Annotated in this window: 9 protein-coding genes and 1 pseudogene; 5 read left to right on the top strand and 5 right to left on the bottom strand. The window is 70.5% G+C overall.

The window, feature by feature from the left end:
* Nucleotides 1-6: 6 nt before the first annotated feature.
* From AB0G52_RS27365 to AB0G52_RS27350, 4 genes are all read right to left on the bottom strand, one after another.
* A complete protein-coding gene (locus AB0G52_RS27365) occupies nucleotides 7-372 on the bottom strand; it encodes a hypothetical protein (protein WP_207921830.1) in 366 nt (121 codons plus the stop codon).
* 353 nt (nucleotides 373-725) lie between these two features.
* Entirely contained in the window at nucleotides 726-1,367 is a 642-nt protein-coding gene (locus AB0G52_RS27360) for a hypothetical protein (protein WP_361339571.1), read from the bottom strand.
* A gap of 652 nt (nucleotides 1,368-2,019) precedes the next feature.
* Nucleotides 2,020-2,907 carry a neutral zinc metallopeptidase gene (locus AB0G52_RS27355; protein ID WP_361339568.1) on the bottom strand — a complete coding sequence of 296 codons (888 nt, stop codon included), beginning with the start codon at nucleotides 2,905-2,907 and terminating at the stop codon, nucleotides 2,020-2,022.
* Nucleotides 2,908-3,614: 707 nt separating this feature from the next.
* The gene (locus AB0G52_RS27350) at nucleotides 3,615-5,339 is read right to left on the bottom strand and encodes a ricin-type beta-trefoil lectin domain protein (protein WP_361339565.1); all 1,725 of its coding nucleotides are present in this window, start codon (nucleotides 5,337-5,339) and stop codon (nucleotides 3,615-3,617) included.
* Between the two features lie 77 nt (nucleotides 5,340-5,416).
* Between AB0G52_RS27350 and AB0G52_RS27345 the strand changes: the two genes are divergently transcribed.
* Nucleotides 5,417-5,725: a hypothetical protein gene (locus AB0G52_RS27345; RefSeq protein WP_361339562.1), complete on the top strand. Its 309-nt coding sequence runs from the start codon at nucleotides 5,417-5,419 to the stop codon at nucleotides 5,723-5,725.
* Nucleotides 5,726-5,921: 196 nt separating this feature from the next.
* On the opposite strand, the gene AB0G52_RS27340 is transcribed toward AB0G52_RS27345, so the two are convergent.
* Nucleotides 5,922-8,537 (bottom strand): PA14 domain-containing protein, encoded by a 2,616-nt coding sequence (locus tag AB0G52_RS27340; protein WP_361339560.1) that lies wholly within the window; start codon nucleotides 8,535-8,537, stop codon nucleotides 5,922-5,924.
* A 158-nt stretch (nucleotides 8,538-8,695) separates the two neighbouring features.
* Between AB0G52_RS27340 and AB0G52_RS27335 the strand changes: the two genes are divergently transcribed.
* The 4 genes and pseudogenes from AB0G52_RS27335 to AB0G52_RS27320 all read left to right on the top strand — a co-directional run bounded on the left by AB0G52_RS27335 (nucleotide 8,696) and on the right by AB0G52_RS27320 (nucleotide 13,652).
* The gene (locus AB0G52_RS27335) at nucleotides 8,696-9,709 is read left to right on the top strand and encodes a LacI family DNA-binding transcriptional regulator (RefSeq protein WP_361339558.1); all 1,014 of its coding nucleotides are present in this window, start codon (nucleotides 8,696-8,698) and stop codon (nucleotides 9,707-9,709) included.
* A gap of 201 nt (nucleotides 9,710-9,910) precedes the next feature.
* Nucleotides 9,911-10,108, top strand: coding sequence for a hypothetical protein (locus AB0G52_RS27330; RefSeq protein ID WP_361339556.1), 198 nt, complete (start codon nucleotides 9,911-9,913; stop codon nucleotides 10,106-10,108).
* 20 nt (nucleotides 10,109-10,128) lie between these two features.
* A pseudogene (locus AB0G52_RS27325) lies at nucleotides 10,129-10,368 on the top strand (ABC transporter permease); the annotation flags it as partial.
* A 131-nt stretch (nucleotides 10,369-10,499) separates the two neighbouring features.
* Nucleotides 10,500-13,652, top strand: a complete 3,153-nt coding sequence (locus tag AB0G52_RS27320; RefSeq protein ID WP_361339839.1) for a TIM-barrel domain-containing protein — start codon at nucleotides 10,500-10,502, stop codon at nucleotides 13,650-13,652.
* Nucleotides 13,653-13,758 lie beyond the last annotated feature (106 nt).

The following is a 13,758-nucleotide window of genomic DNA, read 5'->3' as shown; positions in this document are numbered from 1 at the left end:
TCCGCGTCACGGGCCGCGCAGGAGCGCGCTCAGCAGCCGGAGTTCCAGCGACGTCAAGGCGACGCGGACGCCGTCGACCCGCATGCGCTGCCCGCTCGGGTCGAGGCTGAACGGAGGTGTCGCGGCCACGTACGAGCAGGGCATCGTGCCGCCGGACACGACCGGTGGCCCCGCGGCACGCCGGGCCTCGCAGCTGCCGGTGATGTCGATGGCCGCGTCGTGGAGCTTCTCCAGGGCCCCGCGCAGCGCTTCGGCTGCCTCCTGCCGGTGCGGTGAGGCGATGATCTGTGCCACTGCGAGCCCTTCGAGAGCTTCGCGGACCTGGAAGAGTTCACGGGCCTCCGTCGGCGTCAGCTGGGACACGCGCAGCATGCCGCGCGCCCCGCGGTGACGAGCCCTCCTGCTGGAGGTGGCGCAGGGACTCCCGTACCGTGCCGCAACGTCTCGTCGGAACGGGGCGGTTGTGTCTACGTCGAGGCGTACGTCGTCGACAAGACCGGCGAGAGTGCGAGACGTGGCGTTCTGCTGGTCTCATGCCACAACCCAAGGGGGCTCGCCATGAACGGGTCGCCGAGTCGAGGCGGCCGGCGTTCGCGGCGTCGCGCATGGTGGTGATGAAGGTGCCCAGTCGGTGCGTTGGTGGGTTGGTGGGAGACGCCTTGTTCATGGCGCGGGCGATGCGTTCGGTCCGTGCGAGCGGAGGCTTTCGGTACCCGTGGGGGCTGTCAGTGCAGGATGCTGACGGCCCGCGCGATCACGAGGAGCGAGGTCAGCAGGGCGGAGACGCTCTGAACGCTCATCATGGCCTTCGCTCGGGTAGACAGCGGCATGGTGTCGGTCGGGCTGAAGGCCGTTGAGTTGGTGGTGGACACGTACAGGTAGTCCATCAGCGTGGGGACCCAGTCCGAGGTGGCGCTGGCGCCGTCGGCGACTTCCTGGACGGCGTCGTCGTTCTCGTCCTGGGAGAAACGGAAGTCCGCCAGGGGCAGGGCGGAGCGAGGCACCTGGGTGCGGCTGACCGGGCCGCCCCGGTCCAGCTCCCAATAGGCCAGCCCGAAGACGATGATGTTGGTGAGCCACACCTGCAGCGCGGCCACCAGCAGAGACCGGCCGTCCTTCACCCCGGCGTAGAGCAGCTCATGGATCAGGATGGCCAGCGCGACCAGATTGCTGACCGCGATGACCCCGACGAGCGTCAGTGACAGCACGCGGAAAGCCTTGGTCTGCCGGGTCAGCCGTTTGGGATTGATCGCGATGAGCGGGACAAGCAGCAGGCATTCCAGGGCGGGCAGCACGTACCGAGGGGCGATCAGCAGCCGCTGCGGCAGCAGCAGGTACAGGGAGATCGCGGCGAGCGTCGCGACCACCGCCGGCAGCCGCGCCTCTCCCCTGCGCTCATGACGAGGATGCCTGGTACTCGCATCCGCACGCGTACGCCCCATGTCCGCCTGGCCTTCCGGTCGTTGTACGTCGTCCTGGCACTGCCTTCGGGTGCCGGCCGCCGCGCACCTTCCAGCGTCTACCCCGATGCCCGCGATCGCTTACTTCCAGCGCACATACACCTCTGCTCGCTCATTCCGCACGCCTACCACCGGTAGGCCCGCAGGTGGCAGCCCGCACCGGCGTCTTCGGCTCCGCCGCCGGACGAGACAGTCTGGAGCGGGCGACCAGGCCGCCGGCGGGGCAGAGCCTCGCCCCGACTACGTGCGCCGGCAGACCGGCCGCAACCGCGAGCAGCTCGGAGGAAGAGGTCGCGGATGGGCATGTGGCGGGCTACGGCGTCCCCGGCACCACATGGCCACCATTTCCAGCTGCCGGTCAGCCTGGTGATGACGAGGCCGATCAGGAGGACCTCCTCAGCGCCGTGCGGAGACTCCTCTGCGGGCTCCGAGAAGAAAGGCGATGGGGTTCGCCGGTCGGATCACGGCAGACCCCATCGCTTGAGCGACCTGCGCCGACAGCACGCTGACCGCGCATCGTGGCCCGCAGCCCGGCGTCGTGCTGTGGTTGTCAGCGCGGTCAGCTGAACGTGTTGCAGCTGGCGACGCGGCCGGAGCGGTAGCCGGTGGAGAACCATTGCTGGCGCTGGCCGGCGGAGCCGTGGGTCCAGGTGTCGGGTGTGACCTTGCCCTGGTAGCGCTGCTGGATACGGTCGTCTCCGACGGCGGCCGCCGCGTCCAGCCCGCGGTTGATGTCGTCCTTCGTCAAGTCGGTGATCAGTGGCTTACCGCTCTTGGGGTCGGGGGTGGTGGTGGCGTGGTGGGCCCACACTCCGGCGTAGCAGTCTGCCTGCAACTCGAGTTTCACCGAGCCGCTGTTCTGGCCCTTGCCGCTGCCGCGGGAGATCGTTCCGCTGAGGTCCTGGAAGTGGTGGCCGTATTCGTGCGCGATGACGTAGGCCTCGGCGAACGGGCCGCCCTTGGCGCCGAACTTGCTGCTCAGGTCGTTGAAGAAGCCGAGGTCGAGATAGACCTTGTCATCGGCTGAGCAGTAGAAGGGGCCGACGTCGGAAGTCGCGTTTCCGCAGCCGGTGTTCACACTGCCGGTGAACAGGAACGTCGGGGCCTGCTGGTAGGGCTTGCCGGCGGCTGTCTCCGTCTGCTTCCAGAACGCCTGCACGCTGTCGACCACGGCGACGATCCGGCACTGCTCCTTGCGATTGGCGTCGGCACCGGTCCGGCAGTCCGCGGCGAGGTCCGCGGCTGACCTGCCGGACGAGGACGTGTCGCTGCTGCCCGAGCCCAACATGCCGGGGTCGACACCCAAGAGCACGGACGCGACCAGCACCACGAGCCCGACCAGACCCCCGCCGATGGTCTTCCCGCCGCCCGGGATCCCGCCCAGCGCACCTCCCCGACCGTCCTCGACCTCGGACGTGTCCAGAGCAGCATCGTCGTCGAATTGCATACGTTGACCCTCCCTCAAGCAACGCGCCGGACCGCCCCGCGTCGTCCGCTCGCCTACCCCGTACGAGGCCGTCCCCATCCCTCCACTTCCTCTCCGCCTCTCGGAGGAGACTCGTAGAAGCGGCAGCCACCCTGGTCCCGCGCCTTCCGGCGGCCGCGCATCCGGTGACGGACCGGCTCGCTGGGCTTGCCGCCGACACCGCCTGGGGCCCGGCGACCTGGCTGCCGCTCTGGTCCAGCACCCGCTGCCCCCCCCGCATGCGATCGGCGAGGACGTGCCGGCTGCCGTCGGCCTGCTGCGCGAGAGAGGATCTCGACCACAGCACGCGAGTCTCCGCACCGACCACCACCCTGCCGCGTACATTCCAAAGACCACGCACTCGGCCGCGTGGAACCCGCGCGGTGTGGAGGCCTCCCGCACCGACTCGGTGGCCGGCACCTTCGCCGCCACCTACAACGCGGACGGCTGCCTGACCACCGATTCCTTGCCCGGACTCCACGCTGGACGCGATCGATCCCGGACCGTCGGCCGACACCTGCGTCGCGACCCGCAGCGTGACCGGGAACGGGTAGAACGGCACCGGCCCGATGACCTTCCGCCTGCGCGACGGGCTGATCGCGAGCCCGCGGATCGCTCCGTGACACCGGGTGTGCCACCCGCGGCCCACGGCGCCCAGCGCGCGCAGGTCGCAGGATGCACCCGCCGGCTCACGCCAGGGCGAACTGCTGGGCGCCGGAGCCGTTGCAGTCCCAGATCTGCAGCCGGGTGCCGTTCGCGGTCGCGCCGGAGGGTGAGTCGACGCAGCGGCCGGTGGTCGGGTTGTACAGCGACCCGTCGGCGTTGGCGACCCAGTTCTGATAGCCACCACCATTGCAGGTGGCCAGCTGGAGCTTCGTGCCGGCCGCGCTGACACCGCCCGCTATGTCCAGGCATCTGCCGAGGGTGCGCAGGGTCTGGCCGTTCCAGGTCCACTTCTGGTCGAGCGAGGTCGCCTGCTGGCAGTCCCACAGCTGGACCGCGGTACCGTCACCGCCGGTGTCGTCACCCGCCACGTCCACGCACTTGCCGCCCGGACCGTAGATGGGGGTACCGATGGCGAACTGCTGGGCGCCGGAGCCGTTGCAGTCCCAGATCTGCAGCCGGGTGCCGTTGGCCGTGGCGCCCGACGGCGAGTCGATGCACCGGCCGCTGGTCGGGTTGCGCAGCGTACCGTCGGCTTGGCGCACCCACGACTGGTAGCCGCCGCTGTTGCACGTGGCGAGCTGCAGCTTGGTCCCCGCGGCGCTGTTGCCGCCCGCTATGTCCAGGCACTTGCCGAGGGTCTGCAGGTTCTGTCCGCTCCATGTCCAGTGCTGGTCCCTGGCCGCCGACTGGCAGTCCCACAGCTGGACCGCGGTGCCGTCGCCGCCGGTGTCGTCACCCGCCACGTCCACGCACTTGCCACCGGGGCCGGTGATCGTCTGGCCGGTCACCGAACCGCCGCCACCGCCGGAGCCGGGACCCTTGTTGTACACGGCCACCGAGTCGACGACCAGCTTGCCGCCGGAGACCGTCGCCGCGTTCGGGCCCCCGCCGAACGCGTCCGGGAACCCGCCGCCGATCGCCAGGTCGTAGATGATGAAGAAGGGGTGGTCGATCGCGTCGGACCAGGTCGTCGCGTCCACCTGGTTGGCGTTGACCGTGAAGAAGTCGTTCCCGTCGAGGTAGAACCGGATCTGCTCCGGCGCCACCGAGCGGTCGATCTCCACCGCGTAGTCGTGGAAGCCGGTCTGGCACCCGGCGCAGGCGCGCTCACCCGAACCGATGCCGGTCGACTCGTTGCACGGCCCGCCCGGGTTCACCCCGCAGTGGATGGTGCTGAAGACGGAGCCGCGGCCGTTGATGTCCTCCATGACGTCGACCTCGCCGGACTTCGGCCAGGTCACACCGGAACGCAGCGGTGCGCCGAGCATCCAGAACGCCGGCCAGTACCCGGCGCCGTTGGCGGTGGTGACGTCGGGCTGCTGCAGGACGGACTCGATGCGGACGACGCCGCCGGCCGGGGCGCCGAAGGCCGCCGACTGGGTCTCCACGCGCCCCGAGGTCCAGCCGCTGCGCGGGTCGGAACCGGAGTGCAGGGCCTGGAGCACCAGGTGCCCCTGGCCGTCGTAGTAGACGTTCGAGGTGCTGTTGGTCATGGTCTCGATCTCACCGGTGCCGAAACTGCTGCCCGGCCCGGTGTCGTACTTCCACAGGCTCTGGTCGATGCCCGTGCCGGACGCACCGTTGAAGTCGTCGCTCCAGGTGAGCGAGAAGCCCGCCGGCGTCGGGGGTACGGCAGCCTGGGCGGAGAGCGACCCGCTGACGGTGGCCGCCACCGTCAGCGCGACGACGGGAATCAGACCGAGGGTTCTTCTCCATCCGCCGTGTGGTCTTGCGAGACTCCATCGCATGTACCTGACCTCCAGGTAAGGGGAATGACGGCAACGCAAGAGGGCGAGTACTCGGCCCGGCACGATCGGCGACGGCGGTGCCCGCGGCGGTGAAGGTGCAGTCGGTGGTCCCGGTGACGGTCGCCGCGGTGCCGTCGGTGACCTTCGCGGCGACCTGGCCGGGCGTGCACGTCGCGGCCGTCGGCCTGTTGCCGGGGGTGGCGGGCCACCGCTCCCCGGTGCAGGAGGGTCAGGCCACGCCGCAGTCGTGCGGGCTGCAGCGGCACTGGCCGCCGGGCCGCGGTGAGCGCGCCCGGGAACGAAGTGTCTGCGGTGCAGGGGCATGGGGGAGCCTCCTGGCAGGATCCGGGACGCGCGCGGAGCAGGGCCTGCGATCTCGCCACTGAGGCGCCTGGGGCGTTGCAACGTTGGAAGGTAGAGACCAATCGGAATGACAGCACGGACCGGGGGCCGTGTCCAGGGGGTGCGCAGGAGCCGGTGCGGTCCGCCGCCGTTCGGGCGGCGGCGGACCACACCCCTCTCACGGATGGCGCAGGACACTCGGCGCGGCGCGGGGAGGCGTGCGCCGGCCCCGGGCGGGCGTCAGGGAGTGCACCCGGTCGGGGTGGCCCGTGAGGCGTCCGAGATCAGCGCCTGCTGGGCCGTCCTGAGCCGCTGGACGTCGGGCTTGACGACCCTGCGGTCGTACGTCAGCAGCCCGTTGAGCTCTCCCTCGACGTCCGAGATCTGGGTGTACACCGCGCCGTTGCCGCCCTGGCAGGCCAGCGCGTGGACCTCGGCGAGCTTGGCCAGGTAGTCGTCGGTGTAGGTCGCCGGGTCGACGTCGACGTACGACTGCTGCACGGACCAGGCGTGTCCCGGTACCGCGAGGCCGAGGCCGCCGTACTCGCCGCTGACCAGGGCCCGTCTGCCGTCGGGGTGGGGCGGCAGGGCCGGACTGGGATAGCCGTGTTCGTCCATGATGTCGCCGGTGCCGCCGTCCTCGCCGAGGTTGAGCCCGGACATGGAGTTCACCAGCCGGGTCGGGTCCCAGGACTTGGCCTGGTCGGCGATGCGGGCCAAGTCGTACTGGCCCCAGCCCTCGTTGAAGGTGACCCACATGACGACCGACGGGCTGCTGTAGTGCTCGTCGATCATCTGCTTCATCTCGCGCTCGTACTCGGCGCGCGCCTGCGCGGACGGGTTCACCCCGGCCGTCATCGCGGGCATGTCCTGCCACACCATCAGTCCGAGCCGGTCGGCCCAGTAGAACCAGCGGTCGGGCTCGACCTTGATGTGCTTGCGCACCGCGTTGAAGCCCATGCGCTTGTGCATCCTCAGGTCGTAGGCGAGCGCCTCGTCCGTCGGGGCGGTGTACAGGCCGTCCGGCCAGAAGCCCTGGTCCAGGGTGGCCATCATGAAGACCGGCTTCCCGTTGAGGAGGGTGCGCGGAACGCCGTTGACCTTCTCGACCCTGACCGACCGCATCCCGAAGTAGCTGCCGACGTGGTCGGCTCCGACGGACACCTTCAGGTCGTAGAGGTACGGGTCGTCGGGCGACCACAGCCGCGGGTGCCGGATGTGCAGGGTCAGGGGCCCGCCGCTGCGCCCGGTGACCGTGGCCACCGCGCGCTTGCCCTCGTAGGCGGTCGCCGTGACCGGCAGGCCGGGGCGGACGCCCTGCGGCTCGACGGTGAGCGTGCCGGCTTCGACGTCCGGGGTGAGCCTGAGCTGGTCGACGTGGTCGGCGGCCACCGGTTCCATCCACACCGTCTGCCAGATCCCGGAGGTCGGCGTGTACCAGATGCCGCTCGGGTCCAGGCGCTGCTTGCCGACCGGCGGGTTCTCGCCCCCGGCCGCGTCGGTGGGATCGTAGACGCCGACGATGAGCTCCTGGGTGCGGCCGGGTTTGAGTGCGTCGGTGATGTCTGCGCTGAACTTGTCGTAGCCGCCCTGGTGTTCGGCCACTTTGATGCCGTTGACGTACACCTGGGCTCGCCAGTCGACCGCGCCGAAGTTCAGCTGAAGCCGTTTGCCGGAGCCGATCTTCCAGCCGGCCGGGACGGTGAAGGTACGCCGGTACCACATGCGGTCCTCGTGCCGTTCGAGCCCGGACAGCTGGGACTCGACGGGGTAGGGGACGAGGATCCTCTCGCCGAGCTTCCTGCCCACGGGCGGCTGTTCGCCCGCCTTGGCGGCGGCGAACTGCCAGGTGCCGTTGAGGTTCTTCCAGTCACCGCGGGTGAGCTGGGGCCTCGGGTACTCGGGGTGGGCGTTGCCCGGACCGACCTCGGCGGCCCACTTGGTGCGCAACTCGTACGTCGACTGGTTGGCACCGCTGCTCCAGAAGGAGCCGACAACGTTGCCATTCGTGCCGGCCAGGCCGCCTTGACCGTCGTAGCGCACGTCGGCGAGACCCGACGCGGTGCCGGTCTTGTTGCCGACGACGGGCTGCTTCAGTGCGATCAGCAGCTTCCGTGGGTCGGCGGAGTCCAGCCGGGCACCGCCCAGGGGCCAGTCGGCGCCCCCGATCACGGCATCGAGATGCGAGCCGAGACCGGCCGGCGGCGCGCCCAGCGGCTGCGCGAACTCCAGGGCGAGGGTACGGCCGCTCGCCTGCACGGCGGTGGAGACGGGGCCGTCGTAGTCGAAGCCGTCGGGCAGCCGGAACGCCGACTGCGGTACGGCCGTCTTCGTGCCGCCGGGCGGGGTCCAGCGCAGGTGGAGGTTGGAGCCGCCGTAGTGCTCGAAGTACTCGACCTTGATGTCGTAGGCATTGCCCGCCGTCAACTCGACGGGCTGCCCCGTCTGTTCGATGTCCCAGTCGTCCACCCAGTGGTCGATGACCAGCCGGCCGTCCACCCACAGCCGGAAGCCGTTGTCGCCGATGATCGAGAAGGTGGTGGGACCGGTCCTCTCCGGGACGATCTTCCCGGTCCAGCGGACGCTGACGTCGTCCGACTGACCGGTGGCGAAGTTCAGGCGCGGCTCCAGGGTGTCGAAGTCGAGGTTCGGGTCGAAACCGGTGGCTTTGAGCTCGTGGAAGTCGAAGGCGCCGGGGGCGGACTGGGTGTAGTAGTCGCCCTTGAGGCCGTGGACCTCGACGGGATCGTCGGCCGCTGAGGCGGCGGTGGCGGCGGGCGGCGCGGTGAGGCCGGCCAGGCCCAGTGCCGCGGCGAGCAGCAGGGCGAGGCGTTGCCCGAGCGGTCTGATGCGCACGAATCCTCCTTGGGTGAGGAAGGGTGGCGGCTCGTTGCTTCAGTCTGTACAACGTTGGAAGGAACGGCAGTTGGCATGAGAGCACGGCGCTCGGCCTGTGTCCAGGAACATGACAAACAACCGGGTGCGGGGCCACTCATCGACGCTGAGGAGGTCCCTTGCGGGTCAGCCTGAGGGACGTGGCGGAACGCGCGGGCGTTTCGATCAAGACCGTGTCCAACGTGGTGAACAACTATCCGCACGTCACCCCGGCCATGCGCGCCCGAGTGCAGGCGGCGATCGACGAGCTCGGCTACCGGCCCAACCTGACCGCGCGGCACCTGCGCAAGGGCCGGACCGGGATCATCGCCCTCGCCGTTCCCGAGCTCGGCAACCCGTACTTCGCGGAACTGGCCGGCGCGGTGATCGACGCGGCCGCGGAGCACGAGTTCACCGTCCTGCTCGACCACACGCGGGGCGAGCGCGAACAGGAGATCCTGGTCAGCCGGGGCTTCCGCGGCGGGGTGATCGACGGGCTGATCCTCAGCCCGCTGACCCTGGAGGCCGGGGACCTTCGCGGCCGGCCGGGCGACGTGCCGCTGGTGCTGCTCGGGGAGCGCGAGTACGACCTGCCCTTCGACCACATCGCGATCGACAACGTGGCGGCGGCCCGGTGCGCCGTGCGTCACCTGCTGGCCCGCGGCCGGACCCGGATCGCCTACCTCGGCGCGCGCACCGACTCCGTGAACCAGCCCGCCCACCTGCGGCTGGACGGATGGCGCGCGGAGCTCGCGGCCGCCGGGGTCCCCGCGCCGGACAGCCTGGTGGTGCCGGTCGGCGGCTGGGACCGGGACGACGGCGCGCGTGCCATGGCCGAGCTGCTCGACTCCGGCGTGCGTCCGGACGCCGTCTTCGCCTTCAACGACCTGATCGCGATCGGCGCGATGCGGGTGCTGCACGAACGGGGTCTGCGGGTGCCCTGGGACGTGGCGGTGGTGGGCTTCGACGACATCGCGGAGGGCCGCTTCGGTGCCGTCACCCTGACGACGGTGTCACCGGACAAGCAGGCCATCGCGAAGATGGCCGTGGCCTCGCTGCTGCGCAGCCTGTCGGGCCGTGCGGAGCCCGGCGGCCGCGAACTGACCGCCGCGTTCGAGCTGGTGGAACGGGAGAGCACCGTGGGCCGACGGTGACGAGATTTCGGACAGAGGCTTTACACGGCCCTTCCAACGATGTAAAAACCTCCCCTGAACCACGAGCACTCCCAGTTGACGCAAGAGCAAGCTTCCCCGAGAGCGCTCTCAGCTCCGGGGCCGTGCCGTTTGGGGACACTCATGAAGCCCACCGCACTTGCCCGTCGCACACCCGCTCGCACACTTCGCGCCGCCGACCTCGTGACGAGCCTCGCGCTCGCGACCGGATGCACCAGGTCCGAGGACGACTCGGGCCCCATCGTGGACGACCGGGTCTCCGTGGTGATCGAGTCCAACCCGCCGGACAGCAGCCAGGCCGCGTTGAGCATGTCGGCGGGCCCGGTACTCAGGCCCGAGAGCGTGTACACGGCGCTGCTCTTGACAACGATGTCCTTGTGACGCTCCTCGGCAGCGGAGGCGGCAGCGGCAGGGAGGTGGACGTCATCTCGGCCGTGGTCATCGGCGGCACCCTGCTCAGCGGTGGTTCCGGTTTCATCAGCGGCTCGCTCGTCGGGGTGCTGCTGCCGAAGGTCATCCAGAACGTGATCAACCAGATCGGCTCGCTCGACTCCGCGGATCAGCAGGTGGTCAGCGGTGCCTTCCTGGCCGTGGTGGTCGTCGCCCAGACATGGCTGGGCCGGAGACGGAGAGTGCTGTGAAACCTTTGTCGTCGAGATCCCGCCGCACGCCGACCGCAGTGGTGGTGGCCGCCGCGTTGGCGGGGCTCTGCCTGCTCACGCCGGGCGTCGCGGCAGCGGGCTCCGCGCCCCAGCGCGCCCGCACCGCCACGGTGCGCGTGGACAACGCCCGATTCGAGGTCCTGTCACCGACGTTGATCCGGACCGAGTACTCCGGAGACGACCACTTCGAGGACCGCGCCACCTTCAACGCGATCGGCAGGGACGCCTTCACCCCGCCGCACTACACCTCGTCCGTGAGCGACGGTGTCCTGACCATCACCACCAGCGCCATGACCCTGCGCTACCGGGTGGGCTCCGGGCCGTTCACCACCGACAACCTGACCACGTCCTTCAAGGCGGGCCAGACGCCGGTGCTGGCGGCGCCCTGGCAGCACGACGTCTGCGCCGTCGGCGCCCTGTGCGAGGCGGAGGACCAGCAGTACGACGGTCCGGGCCTCGCCGCCGACCACGGCGGATTCACCGGCAAGGGCTTCCTCGCCGGATTCGAGACCGACAACAACTCCCTCGACGCGGACCTGAGGTCACCAGCCTCGGGCACCTACGACCTCGCCGTGCGCTACGCCAACGCCGTCGGCAGCGACGGCCGGCACGAAGCCCGCACCCTCAGCCTCAGCGTGGACGGCGGCGCCGACCGGAAGTTCACGCTGCCCGCGACGTCGGACTGGAACACCTGGGCGGTGGCCCGGCTGCCGCTGACGCTCGGCGCCGGCCCGCACACCGTCCGGTTGCACCGCGCCGCCGCCGACTCCGGAAGCGTCAACATCGACAGCCTCGCCCTGCTCACCTCCGGAGCGGACTACTCCACCCGAGCGCAGAGCACGGTCAACGGCTGCCGGTTCGGGACCAGTTGCGAGGCCGAGGACGCCCTCCTGGCGGGCTCGGCGATCGTCGCCACCGACCACAAGAACCACGCCGGTTACGGGTTCACCGCCGAACTCAACCAGGGATCGCGGGTCTCGACCCGCGTCACGGGCGTATCCGAGGACGGCACGTACGTGCTGAACCTGCGCTACGCCAACGGCACGGGCAGCGACGGCCTGCACCAGGCCCGCACGATCGACGTCGCCACCGGCAGCGGTGCCTCGAAGACCCTCACGCTCCCGGCCACCGACAACTGGGACGCCTGGCAGTCGGCCGCCGTCCCCGTCCGGTTGAAAGCGGGCACCGACGAAGTCGCCCTGAGCTGCCCGGAGGCAGCCAGCTGCCACGTCAACCTCGACACGCTCGCGCTGAGCCGGCAGGGCGAGGCCGCCCCGGCACCCCACCTCGCCCTGGGGGGCTACCGCCGCAGCCTGGACGGCCTCAACGGCGACAACGACCCCACCCCCTGGACCACCCCCGGCCTGCTGCACCGCGACGGCTGGTACCTGCTCGACGACACCTCGTCCGCGATCTACGACACCGCCACCGAGAAGGCGTCCGTACGCCCCGCCCACGAAGGCCGCCCCTATCAGGACGGCTACCTCTTCGCCTTCGGCCACGACTACCAGCAGGGCCTGTCCGACCTCGCCACCCTGACCGGCCCGTCACAGCTGCTGCCCCGCTGGGCCTACGGCGTCTGGTACTCCGAGTACATCGACCGCACCGCGAGCGACTACGAGAACACCATCCTGCCCGCGTTCCGCGCCGCGGACGTCCCTCTGGACGTGCTGGTGACCGACACCGACTTCAAGTCGCCCAACACCTGGAGCGGCTGGAACTTCGACCCGGCCAAGTTCCCGGACCCGAAAGGCTTCTTCGACTGGTCCGCCGGACAGGGACTCCACAACACCCTGAACGTGCACCCGAGCATCCTCGGCACCGACCCGCAGTTCGCCCGGGCCCAGAGCACCGCCAAGGGCAAGCTGCGCAAGGGCGGTTGCGCGGGCAGCGCGGGCCCGGACTGCTACACGTTCGACTTCGGCGACCCCGACCAGCTCAAGGCCTACCTCGACCTGCACCGGCCGATGGACCAGGCCGGCAACGACTTCTGGTGGCTCGACTGGTGCTGCGACGCCTCCCGTTCCTCCCGGTCGGGAGTCACCCCGGACGCGTGGATCAACCAGAAGTACGCCGACCTCACCTCCTCGGAGACCGGCGACCGGGGCTTCGTCCTGTCCCGGGCCTACGGCTCCCTCCAGGCCGGTGGCTACAGCGGCGGCGTGGGCCTGCCCACCGGACCCTGGGCCGACAAGCGCAGCACCCTGCACTTCACCGGTGACACCACCTCGAACTGGGGCACCCTGCGCGCCGAGGTCGGCTACACGCCGGGGGAGTCGGCCGCCACCGGCCTCGCCGCCGTCAGCCACGACATCGGCGGCCACAACGACGGGTACGGCATCCCCGGAGCCGAGACGTACACCTCGGACGGCCAGACCCACCGCACCACCAAACTGCCCGACGACCTCTACGCACGGTGGGTGCAGTTCGGCACCTTCCAGCCCGTCGACCGGCTGCACAGCAACCACAGCGACCGACTGCCGTGGCAGTACGGCCCCGAAGCACAAGGGTCCGCCGAGAAGTTCCTCCGGCTCCGCGAGGCGCTCGTGCCGTACACCTACACCCTGGCGCACGAGGCCGAGACCACCGGCACCCCGATCGTGCGCCCGCTGTACCTCCAGTACCCGGAGGAGGAGAGCGCCTACACCCGGGCGGACAGCGAGTACCTCTACGGCCCCGACATGCTGGTCGCCCCCGTCACCACCCCCGGGACCGGCACGACCACCTCGGTGTGGTTCCCGCCCGGCCGGTGGACGGACTACTTCACCGGCCACACCTACACCGCGCCCGCCGGCGGAGCCGCCTACGACATCACGACCACCCTGGACACCATGCCGGTCTTCGTCCGGGCGGGCGGCATCGTCACCACCCGATCCGACAACGTGCCGAACGACAGCCAGAGCCCGCTCGACAAGGTCACCGTCACCGTGGCCCCGGGAGCGTCCGGCGCCTTCTCCCTCTACGAGGACGACGGCACGGCCTCAGCCCCCGGACGCACGGCAACCACCCGGATCCGCTACGCCGAACACAAGGACACCCACCTGCTGACGATCGCACCCGCCAAGGGCGCCTTCCCCGGCCAGGCGAGCCGCCGCACCTGGACCGTGTCCTTCCTCGGTGTCGGCGCGGCACCGAGCCGGGTGACCGCGGGCGGTGCCCGGTTGGCGGCCTCGGCCTGGCACTGGGACGCCGACACCCACGTACTGCGGATCACCATGCCCCCGCGGAGCATCCGCACCGCCACGGCCGTCTCCTACAGGTAGAAGAACAGGGCCCGGCGGACCTCGGCACGGTCGGCGTGCCGAGGGGCGCCCCCCGTCACGGCTCCACGTCGGCCAGGGCCGGGGACGCGGGCGTCTCCGCGGGGCC

Origin of the sequence: Streptomyces sp. NPDC021562 (assembly GCF_040640875.1) — a bacterium.
Lineage (GTDB): Bacteria > Actinomycetota > Actinomycetes > Streptomycetales > Streptomycetaceae > Streptomyces.
The sequence above is the reverse complement of the archived record's forward strand: the minus strand, read 5'-3'. Positions and strand labels throughout refer to the sequence as shown.